Origin of the sequence: Sphaerochaeta sp. S2, from assembly GCF_016406725.1 — a bacterium.
Lineage (GTDB): Bacteria > Spirochaetota > Spirochaetia > Sphaerochaetales > Sphaerochaetaceae > Sphaerochaeta.
The window spans coordinates 1-10,506 of the sequence record NZ_JAEKNT010000539.1 but is presented as its reverse complement, the minus strand read 5'-3'; the positions used below and the strand labels follow the sequence as shown (position 1 = coordinate 10,506).

Annotated in this window: 10 protein-coding genes and 1 pseudogene; 3 read left to right on the top strand and 8 right to left on the bottom strand. The window is 47.4% G+C overall.

The window, feature by feature from the left end:
* Window positions 1–630: pseudogene (locus JF818_RS15960) on the bottom strand (phosphoglucomutase); the annotation flags it as partial.
* A gap of 66 nt (window positions 631–696) precedes the next feature.
* On the opposite strand from JF818_RS15960, the gene JF818_RS15955 reads away from it, so the two are divergent.
* Entirely contained in the window at window positions 697–1,530 is an 834-nt protein-coding gene (locus JF818_RS15955; protein ID WP_198893034.1) for a pyridoxamine kinase, read from the top strand.
* On the top strand, window positions 1,527–2,195 hold the full coding sequence (locus JF818_RS15950) for a 5'-methylthioadenosine/S-adenosylhomocysteine nucleosidase (protein WP_198893033.1): 669 nt from the start codon (window positions 1,527–1,529) through the stop codon (window positions 2,193–2,195). Before JF818_RS15955 ends, JF818_RS15950 begins: the two co-directional genes overlap by 4 nt.
* Here JF818_RS15950 and JF818_RS15945 read toward each other — a convergent pair.
* Both JF818_RS15945 and JF818_RS15940 read right to left on the bottom strand, forming a co-directional pair.
* Window positions 2,147–2,557: a hypothetical protein gene (locus JF818_RS15945; protein ID WP_198893032.1), complete on the bottom strand. Its 411-nt coding sequence runs from the start codon at window positions 2,555–2,557 to the stop codon at window positions 2,147–2,149. The two genes, JF818_RS15950 and JF818_RS15945, sit on opposite strands and share 49 nt — an antisense overlap.
* The gene (locus JF818_RS15940) at window positions 2,554–3,834 is read right to left on the bottom strand and encodes a patatin-like phospholipase family protein (RefSeq protein WP_198893031.1); all 1,281 of its coding nucleotides are present in this window, start codon (window positions 3,832–3,834) and stop codon (window positions 2,554–2,556) included. Before JF818_RS15940 ends, JF818_RS15945 begins: the two co-directional genes overlap by 4 nt.
* Before the next feature lie 175 nt (window positions 3,835–4,009).
* Here JF818_RS15940 and JF818_RS15935 point away from each other — a divergent pair, with 175 nt between their 5' ends.
* Window positions 4,010–4,981 (top strand): radical SAM protein, encoded by a 972-nt coding sequence (locus JF818_RS15935; RefSeq protein WP_198893030.1) that lies wholly within the window; start codon window positions 4,010–4,012, stop codon window positions 4,979–4,981.
* Here the strand turns inward: JF818_RS15935 and pyrH are convergent.
* The 5 genes from pyrH to JF818_RS15910 form a co-directional block, all read right to left on the bottom strand.
* Window positions 4,974–5,666, bottom strand: a complete 693-nt coding sequence (gene pyrH, locus JF818_RS15930) for a UMP kinase (protein ID WP_198893029.1) — start codon at window positions 5,664–5,666, stop codon at window positions 4,974–4,976. The genes JF818_RS15935 and pyrH overlap by 8 nt on opposite strands.
* A gap of 143 nt (window positions 5,667–5,809) precedes the next feature.
* Window positions 5,810–6,172 carry a DUF2200 domain-containing protein gene (locus JF818_RS15925; RefSeq protein WP_198893028.1) on the bottom strand — a complete coding sequence of 121 codons (363 nt, stop codon included), beginning with the start codon at window positions 6,170–6,172 and terminating at the stop codon, window positions 5,810–5,812.
* Between the two features lie 70 nt (window positions 6,173–6,242).
* Window positions 6,243–8,207: a copper-translocating P-type ATPase gene (locus JF818_RS15920; protein WP_198893027.1), complete on the bottom strand. Its 1,965-nt coding sequence runs from the start codon at window positions 8,205–8,207 to the stop codon at window positions 6,243–6,245.
* A gap of 317 nt (window positions 8,208–8,524) precedes the next feature.
* Window positions 8,525–9,685, bottom strand: coding sequence for a glycosyltransferase family 4 protein (locus JF818_RS15915; RefSeq protein ID WP_198893026.1), 1,161 nt, complete (start codon window positions 9,683–9,685; stop codon window positions 8,525–8,527).
* Between the two features lie 328 nt (window positions 9,686–10,013).
* On the bottom strand, window positions 10,014–10,484 hold the full coding sequence (locus JF818_RS15910) for a hypothetical protein (protein WP_198893025.1): 471 nt from the start codon (window positions 10,482–10,484) through the stop codon (window positions 10,014–10,016).
* Window positions 10,485–10,506: the final 22 nt, after the last annotated feature.

The window sequence follows — 10,506 nt, the reverse complement described above, 5'->3', positions numbered from 1 at the left end:
GAGATTCTGGAGGTAGAGAGGGGCCATCGGCTCTTCCAATACAATTTCCCGGAATATGTTGATGATTTTCTCAGCTTCCTTGGCTGGGTACACACCACCAGATCGACCAAACTTGAAACCGTTGTGCCCGATTGGATTATGACTTGCGGATATATAGAAGAATGCATCAGCTTCCTCAGGGAAGAGGTTGCAGTCAGCCATAATCTGGGGTGCGGCACAGATATAGAGATACCGTACCGAGCAGCCCAGCATGGTCAGGGTCCTGCACACAATATCCCCAAGGACTCTTCCGGTCGGTCTTGCATCAAGTCCCACCAGAATGGTTGTATCATGCGGTTCAATGTGCACCTCTGCTTGTGTCACTGCCTGCTTCGCAGCAGCAGGGACCCCTAGGAATCGTGCAAGGGAAAGGGCTGCAAGAGATGCCAGCATGGCGTCTGCTTCAGTGATATTTGCTGAGGCATCCTCTTCGTTCCCACTTTCTGCAAATACCTTCCTCCAACCTGAAGAGGAGAGGATCATGGTGGAAAGTACATCTTCTAGAGCACTTACACTTGGCAAGGGAAAATCGAGAATATTGAACATGTCATCAGCGATGGGGTGATGACTCAAGGTATCATAGATAAGCATATGACCTCCGGTTTTTGGAGTATACCATATATTGCCTGTTTTGCAGATGTACGATAGTGTGAATTCATGCAACCCATTTGTGCCGCCATCCATGACCTGAGCTGCTATGCAAAGAGCTCGCTGACTGTTGTCCTCCCTGTTCTTGAGACAATGGGAATAGAGACATGTCCTCTTCCAACTGCCTTGCTCTCGACTCAAACGGATGGATTTGATACGTATTATTTCCGCGACACCACATCTGAGCTTGAAGGCATTCTTGATGCTTGGAAAGAGCTCTCCCTCCACTATGATGCTGTCTATTCAGGGTTCCTGGGCAGCGAGCATCAAGTACAACTCATCAAACGGTTCATCGAGCAGCAACGAAGGATGGGTTCCCCCCTGGTGTTGGTGGACCCTGTATTGGGCGATGATGCTTCTCTCTACGGTCCCATTACGAAAGGCCATGTGGAAGCGATGCGGTCTCTGGTGAATGTTGCAGACATCATCACACCGAATATCACCGAGGCGGCCCTGCTTCTTGACCTCCCTTTCCATGAGCAGTTTGAAGAAAAGGAAGCGCTCTCCTGGGCCCGTAAGCTCTCCTTGCTTACAGGTTCCTTTGTGGTGATCACCAGTGTGCCTCTCTCTGATGGTTTTGGAGTAGCTTGCCACGCAGATAATGAGGATTTTCTGGTTCGCTATACCAAGGTGGATGCTTCATATCCCGGATGTGGAGACCTTTTTGCCAGTATCCTGCTGGGAAGTTTACTTTGTAAGCATACCTTCCAAACAGCAGTCAGACGTGCTGTTACCTATACATCAATGGCCATAGAGAGAACCAAAAGAGCTGGTAGAGAGCGGAGGCTGGGGGTGAGCCCTACGCTGATCCTTCCCGACCTTTCCAAGGAGAGAGTGCAATGAGTGTGGATGTTTTGTTGGTTGCTCCACTCAAGCATGAATTGGAAGGTATCCTAACAAAGTTGAACGAACCAGTGCTTTTTGCATCCAAGCGGGTCATTGGGACGGTTGTAGGGGTTGGCAAGGTCGCCAGCGGTATTGCTGTTGCCAAAGCAATTATTACATATAAACCGGCTCTGGTGGTGCTTGTGGGATATTGTGGGGCATTGGAAGAAACCCTTGCAATCGGGGATATTGTCTGTGCTTCCAGTGTTGTTCAGTACGACCTTGACCTGAGGGCTTTTGGGCTGGACTGGGGCTCCACATTCCTGGGTGATGGTTCGCATGCTCCCTCTTTCCTTCCTCTCTATTGCCCAGCAATTGAAGGGGTAAAATCTGTGGTAATGGGAACAGCTGATCGCTTCCTGGTCCGCTCATATCGCGAGGAACATCCTGAACTGAGGGAAAACCTTCACCTTGGATGCAGCGATATGGAGGGATATGCTGTCGCTTTTGCGTGTCATACTGCAAGCATTCCCTGTGCAATCATCAGGGTGGTCAGTGATGATGCCAAAGGCAGAAGGCACAAGCAATTCCCTGTGTTTGTAAGGGAAGCTAATAAAAAGCTTCAGGAAACACTTCAGCTATTACTTGAGTCTCCAAGTGAGAAATCTCCCACCAGCTTGTAGACATTTCCGTCCTGCTTGAGTTCGATTGCACGATGAGGGAAATAGATGGGAAGGATTTTTCTGATATAGGCCATTGCAGCTTTCTCAATAGCCTCTTTCTTTTCCTTTTTCACCCACGACAAGGTCCTGATCTCAACAGAGAGGATATACCCACGGCCATGGTTGCTTCCATATCCCAGGGTAAACTGTGTACCCGTGGAGAAAAGGCCATCATAGGCAACACTGGAGGCTTTTCCTCTCTCTGGCCTGTTCGGGTGAAGAGGATACGCATCACCGAAGGTGTCTTCTAGATAGTGATCGAGATCATCACACAACCTACGCATCGTTGATTCAAGTTCCACTTGTTTTGGATGTGTGCTCATTGAGGATTCTCCTGGTTCTCAACATCTTCAATCTGGTATCGCCTAAGGAAGTTGTGGTAGGAATCAAGTGCAGGAATTGCTTCTTCAGGTGCTTCAATTTGGGTAGGTTGCTGGGTCACTGGAAGGACTTCCTTTGGTCCCAGTTCCATCTGGTCAAAATGGTTCCTCTCACAGAGCAACTGAGCAAAGGCTTTGAGCTGATCCTCGTTTTCCTGATAGATTTTCTGGGCTCCCTGGTGCATGGTGGAAAGAGCCCCTGCTGTTGTCTCATCAAGCTTGTATGTTTCACCCAGAGCGCCATGGATTCTCGTATAGGTAAGGTCTGGAATGGTTGGTGCTATCTGGTCCACCACCTGCATTTGGCTTGTGGCATATATCTTCTGGATCGGGGCGCCCTTTGCTGGATCTATCCAGCCGATGACACCCGTTCCTGCTCCACTTACAGTAAAAGTGAAGTCACTGCTTGCTGTTGAAAGGGAAAGGATATGGAATCGTTTGGCATCTGGATAGAGTTCCTTTGCATGACGGTAGGCATAGAGGGTTGGGTTGTTTGCAACCACGCCTCCATCGATCAAGGTCTGCATGGTTTTCTCTTCCCGGTCGTACAGATATGCAGGCTTGAAGAATGTAGGGGCTGCACTGGTTGCCCGAGCTGCTTCCCAGAACAGGAAGCCGTGTGAGTCCTTGCTGCTCATGATAAAGGGCCTTCCATGTGCTGCATCATAGGTCATAACCATGGTTGGAATGACTGCTTCACTTAGCGGAATGTCTCCAAACATATGTTGTAAAAGCCGTTGCAACGGTTGTACATCATACTTATCTGTAAAAATCTGGCTGAAGAACCGACCTTGGCTTCTGGGGAATATCTGGCGGCCATTCTGCAGATAGAGTGATTCAAGCGTAGTGGTATCGACGCCGAAAGGAAGGGTTCCTCTTAGTGTTTTGTCTCCAGGCTTTCCCCTCAATTTCTGCATCAAGGTTCGTTGCTGTTCATCGTATATGTAGCTTATATACCTGGTATCAGGCTGGAGGTTTGTTTGCATTACAGGGGCGCCAAGAGCCAATGCCAGCAAACCCCCGGTAGAAGTTCCTGCCAATAAATCAAAATGTGAGTACAGTGGACGGTTGTCTCCCATGGACTCCAGCAAGGATGATAGTTTTGCAAGCATCACCGCAGGTATGAGACCACGCATCCCGCCTCCGTCTATAGAGAGGATGTATCGATCGTCTTGGGGTGATGATGGTTCCTTGTGATTCCAGAAATCCCGTAATGCCATGCTAGTAGAGTGATGAATTTGTACCAGAGGGTCAAGCATCCTCTCTTCTTCCTTATAGAAAATTCGAATATATATTCGTATAAAGTACCGATATAAGAATAATATACAAGCATATAATTATATATTCCAAACAAAGAGCTATGCAAAGTGAACGTATTTTCGCTAGACTTGTTCCATGGATGAACATGGAATGAATGCCTATGGCAAGTGCAGATTATGTCCCAATTACTGTGCTGTGAACCGGATGGAAGGCAAGCTTGGAAGGTGTGGTGAGACTGATACGGTTCGTATTGCTTTCTCTGGTCTTCATCGTGGTGAAGAGCCTCCCGTAACCGGTGAACATGGATCAGGAATGATCTTTTTCAGTGGCTGCCCCTTGCACTGTGCCTACTGCCAGAACCATCAGATTTCTGGTAGTGGTGATTCAGGTTCCATGGCTGTGGGAATTGAAGTGAGTACATATGAACTCTCCAATATCATGCTTGAACTCCAGAAACTTGGTGCGACCAATTTGAATCTGGTGACTGGAACGCATTTCATACCATCAATTGTTGCAGCGTTGGAACTTGCAAAGACGCAAGGTTTTTCCTTGGATGTAGTGTGGAACAGTTCAGGATTTGAGTCCCTGGAAGGACTCTCTTTGATCGATCCCTACATTGACCTGTATCTCATCGATGTAAAGACATTGAGAGAGGATGTGAGTGCTGAGTTCTGTGGGTTGGCGCTCTATGCAAGAATCATCCGATCTGTGATGACGTATATTCTACGTAATGGGAGAACCACCTTTGTTGATGATGAAGGGCAACTCAAGGGAGTACTGGTTAGGCACCTGGTATTTCCTGGTACACTTGATGCCTCCAAAGAAGTTCTTCGTTATTTTGCCCAGGAGTTGAAGGATTCTTGCTACCTCTCGCTGATGGTGCAGTTTGAACCACCCAAGGGTGATGTGCGGTTTCCTGCAATCAGTGAAGAGGAGTATGATGATTTGCTCCTTACATTGGAGGAGTTGGATATCGAGGATGGATTTGTACAGGAATTGGGGGAGAATGTCTCCTGGATTCCAGATTTCACCCAGGAGAATCCGTTCCCCGAGGGGTTTGCAACCCCACTTCCTTATTTTATCAACCTAGCGAAACGCTCTAGCTGATGATGGTTCCCTCATACTTTCTACCATAGAGGATATTCATGGTGTTTTCGATGTTTCGTCCATCGGCACACACTACCTCCATATGCATTTTTGCAGCTCTCTTGCTTGCAATGGGGTCAAAGGGAGAGTTCTTTCCGGGAGTCCAGTTCTCTCCAACCATAGTGCGGTAGTCTGCCCAACTTATGGAATCCAACGGCTTTGCTTCAGGATTCTTTTTTGGATCATCGGTATACACCTTGGCAATGTTGCTGAGGTTGATGATCAGCCTTCCTTCGAACCTCTCGGCGAGTATGACTGCATCATTATCAGTAGAGAAACCAGGCTTCCAGCCAGCGGCAACCAATACCTGTCCCTGGAAGTTGATATGACCGGTTGGGTCAGTGATCAGGTTATCGGTGCAGAATTCGTTGAACATTGCCTTGAGGAGTTGCCCATTGATATGGGTGGCCCTGATTCCAAGCCAGTCAAGTTCTTCACTATCCACATCAGGGTTGATCTCTCGCATAGCATTCTGGTAGACACGGGCCGGGGCACCGCCTCCACAGACCAGGATGATTTTTCTACTTTTATCTTCTTTCAAATAGGATTTGAGAGCACTGTTGAGTTCTTTAAGAAAAGCGTGGTCAACCTTATCCGGTGCAATGATTGATCCGCCCAATGAAATAACTGCCAAATTATTATACATGGAGTCCTCCGCCGGCCATGGTACCAGATTTCTCCACTCCCCTCAATATTGAAGTAGGGGGAAGTTGGATTTATCGGAAGGTTATTCCTTTATTGCATGGTTTTGAAACCAATGAAAATACGTTTGTCCATTTGCATTTGTGTTTACGTAGGAGGAACACTCCGAAGAATCTTCTCCATGGGTTTGCCTTTGGCCAATTCATCGATGAGTTTGTCCAGGTATCGTATCTCTCTCATGAGTGGATCCTCAATCGTATCGACCTGTACACCACAGACTTTTCCAGTTATGAGACTTCTCAGAGGATTTTTCATGGGGCTTTCCTTTATAAAATCCTCGAAGCTTTTTCCTTTGTCTAATGCTTCCTGCAGTGTTTGCACATCATACCCAAACAGCCAGCTGATGATCTCATCAACCTCAGCCTTGGTGCGTCCTTTCTTTTCAGCTTTTGCAATATACAAAGGATAGATGGTCCCAAAACTCATCGAATATATGCGATGTTTTGCCATGGTAAATAATCTCCTTCTCCCACAACCAGTATACAGATAGAAACAGTACTTGGTTAACTTATCAAGGTATCTAGTTCGCTGGTTCTTTTGAAATGCGTAACAAACGTGCATTGACAGCAACAATCACGGTAGAGAGTGTCATCAAGATTGCTCCTATCTCTGGCTGCAGTACGAATCCAAGAGAGTACAGCACACCTGCAGCCAATGGTATAGCCAGGATGTTGTATGCTGTTGCCCATATGAGGTTTTGGATCATCTTCCGGTATGTTGCCTTCCCGAACTGGATAAGCGTGACAATATCCTGTGGATTGGAGTGTACGAGTATGATGTCCGCTGTAGAAGCCGCCACATCGGTTCCAGAACCGATTGCAATACCCACATCAGCCTGGGCTAGAGCGGGGGAATCATTGACCCCATCACCAGTCATTGCTACGAACAAGCCCTTATTTTGCAGCTCTTTGATTTTCGTTTGCTTTTCGTCGGGTAATACCTCTGCAAAATAGCCATCCATGCCCAGCTCTTTAGAAACAGCTTGCGCTGTTGCCTCATTATCCCCTGTGAGCATCCAGCATGTAATCCCCATCTTCTGCAAGGACGAAATGGCTTGATACGATTGCTCACGGATCGTGTCACTGAGAATGATGGAACCAATGAGCACGTCATCAGAAACGACAAATACGCGGGTAACAGCTTTCTCATCACTGCTTGGGGGAATTTCAAAACCGAGCTCACGGACATGTGATGGACTGGCTACCAGGATGGTGCTTCCGTGGATTGTACCGCTGATACCCTTTCCCTTGATCGCCTTCGCATCCTCTACAGGAATAAGCTCGATCGATTGCTCTTGGGCATATGCTACAATACTTTTCCCGATAGGGTGCTCAGAATAGGTCTCCAGAGACGCAGCAAGCTGTACTATTTCCTTTTTCCCTATCTGGGCACTATCGGCTCTGCTGACTTCGGTAACCGTAAAGGTTCCTTCAGTAAGCGTTCCCGTCTTGTCGAATACAATCGTATTGATCTTCCTTGCCTGTTCAAAGGCTGTCCTGTTCTGTATAAGCAGTCCATTCTGTGCTGACTTTGCAGTAGATACCGATACAACCAAGGGTATGGCAAGGCCAAGAGCGTGAGGGCAGGTGATGATCATGACAGTAGCCATTCGTGTAATGGCGAATTGCAGGTCAAAGCCAACAATCAACCATGCGGCCAGGGTGGAAAAGCCAACAGTCAGAGCGGAGATGGTCAGGTACTTTGCAGCACGGTCGCTGAGTTTCTGTGTTTTTGATTTTGCTTCCTGTGCATTTTGTACCATCTGGATGATCTTAGACAGGTAAGCATCTTCTCCAACCCCTTCAACTTCCAGGGTAAGGCTTCCCTCTCCATTGATCGACCCTCCGATCAGCTTATCCCCCTCTTTGCGATGTACAGGACGAGATTCACCGGTAATCATCGACTCATTCACATAGCTCTCACCTTCAGTTATGTGTCCATCAGCTGGTATTTTTTCTCCAGGCTTTACCACCAGGAAATCACCATCCTGTATCTGCTGTGAAGGGATGTCGTGAATTGTGTCGCCCTCTTTTTTATGGGCTGTTGAGGGCATAAGTCGAGCCAATTTTTCAAGCGCAGCGGAAGCTCCAACTACACTACTCATCTCGATCCAGTGGCCAGCCAGCATGATGGCTATCAAGGTTGCCAGCTCCCAATAAAAAGCTGTTCCTGATAGGCCGAAGGTAACTGCGGTACTGTACCCATAGGCGACGGTAATGGCCATACCAATGAGTGTCATCATCCCAGGGGATTTCTCTTTCAGTTCTTCAACCATCCCCGAAAGAAAGGGCCATCCTCCGATAATATAAAGGATCGTGGCCAAAGAAAAAACTACATAGTCTGCACTAGGAAAGGTCCACTCGAATCCCATGGCGTTTTGTACCAAGGGCGTCAATGCAAGGATAGGCAGGGTGAGTGCCAAGCTGAAATAGAACCGGTTTCGAAAATCCTTGATCATCATCTTATGATGCTCTCTATGATCCATGTTCCCTCCTTCTCGGTAGTTCTGCGATATATCCCATCTCTACGGTGGTTGCTTCCGGGTAGCCTGTGCTATTAGCATTGGCAGTACATCCAAAAAAGCATGCATTCATTTTCGGCATCCTTGTACATCTGGGATATCCTGTCTATATATAGAATACCCCCTAGGGGTATATACGTCAAGGTGGGGCAGGAGCTCCATATCGATCTAGCAAAGAAAACCGGTTCATGAAAGTGGTGTTTGAGATGTTCGAAACCTGCAGGAGTAGGGTTTCCTGCAGTGTAGGATAAAGGTCATCTGTGTATAAGAGCAATCACAAGCTAGGCTGAGCATACCCTGCTTTGCTTGATCAGTTTCTCATAGATGGAGAGCAGGGAAGCTGCGAATGTCTGCGAGTCAAAGGGTCTGCTTGTACGTATTGCTTGTTCGCTGAGTCTGAGACGAAGTGGTTCGTCATTGCTCAGAAGGTCAAGGTAGTGTTGAAACTCCTCATTCGTGCGATATTGCCATCCATTCTCCCCATCACGTACCACTTCTGTAAGGCAATCGTCAGCATGGCAGAGCACAGGGAGTCCAGAGGCCAAGGCTTCAATATACGTCAATCCCTGTGCCTCGCTTGTTGATGCGCTGCAAAAGACATTTCCCAAATGATAATAGGCAGGAATATCGGCTTGTTTCTGCATACCTGCAAAAATCACATGCTTTTGTAATCCACGTGCAGCTACCATTTGCTCTAGGGTTTGTCTCTGTGGTCCATCTCCAACCAACAACAACGTACGATTTGGTTTCTCCAGAGAGAAGTTGGCGATCAGCTCCTCTATCCGCTTCTCTACAGCCAGACGACCTACATACACCAGTACGAAATTGTCCTTTGGTATTCCAAGAGAAGCCCGTAATGTTTCACTCTCCTTGTCCTTATTGGCAGGAGAAAAGCGTGCAAGGTCGATTCCGCTTGGGACAACATCAATCGGGCCATCCACCCCATAGGAGCGTAATAAGCGTTTTGTCTTCGCTGTAGGGGCAATGACATAGTCAACCTTGGAAAGGATTCTCTTTGAGAACCGCTGGGCCATGATATGCCCTAATCGCTCACTGGGAGAGAAGTAGTCCGTATAGTCCTCATACAGCGTATGGTAGGTATGGACCAAAGGGGCTCCTGATGCATAGGCAATACGCTTGGCAAGGGAAAAGGTGCTGAACTCACATTGGGAGTGCACTACATCAGGACTCCACCTGATGATTTCGCGTACAATCTTCTTTGCAAAAGTTCCACGGATACGGGTACCGGGATAGAGCCGGTCAGAGCTCAATGATCCGAGGTACCAGACTCCATCTTGGTAGTGGGATGTATGTGCATGGGCAAGAGTAAGGATGCGAACTTCATGTCCAGCCTGGGTGAGCCCCTGCCTGAGGTTGACGATAGAGGTGACAACCCCATTTGTGGTTGGAGTAAAAGCGTCCGTTGTAAGCAAAATTCTCATGAGCGTCCTCCTCTGATACCAGGTCCTGGTATGCTGCCGTCTCAATTACTCATATTCCATGCATCTATCATGCCAAATTTGCTACATCAGCATTTTCTGCAGTGAATATGTACCTTTTCATGAGAAATCCTATAGATAGGATACTGAAACTTTCGTTGTTTGCCTATGTATGGACCAACATTGGTATTTTTAACCAATGTTTCATCCCCATTGCTCCGAGAGTGAACATCCCTTGATACAAAAAATGAGAGTAGTACAGGTCGTGCCACTCTCACACTAGAGCTACTGGGAAACGTGGATATAAACCACGACTTGTCATGCTTCTACGCTATTCTTCGACTACCGGTACCTCCAGTACCGTAATCAGCTCTTCCGGTTCCAGGCGGAAGGGTGATCCTTTCCCTTCATAGAACCCATGGTCACCAATAAAGTGTATGTGCAGATCAGTAAAGACAACACTTTTGTCCAGTTTCTTGTTCCTTACGGTGGTGTTGGCTTTTCCATACATGCCCTTTCCACCAAAAGGCGAGGGGAGCATACCCCTTACTGTCTCAACCTTCACTTCAAAGTTTTCGTCAACAGTGATGAATTCTCCCAACCCTTCGGTTCCTCTCTTGCGAAAATACTCCATACGATCAGCAATCGCCTCATGGGTTCTCCTGAGGTTTTTCACGGTAAGATTATCACTTTCCAGAATGTCGACAAGCTTTCGCTTATCGTCCCCAAGGAACCCATTAAGGGTGATGACACCTTTCTGCATTTGTTGCTGTATCTTGTCAAATTCAACGGTTTGTTTCATCATCAGCTCCTATTATGAGAAT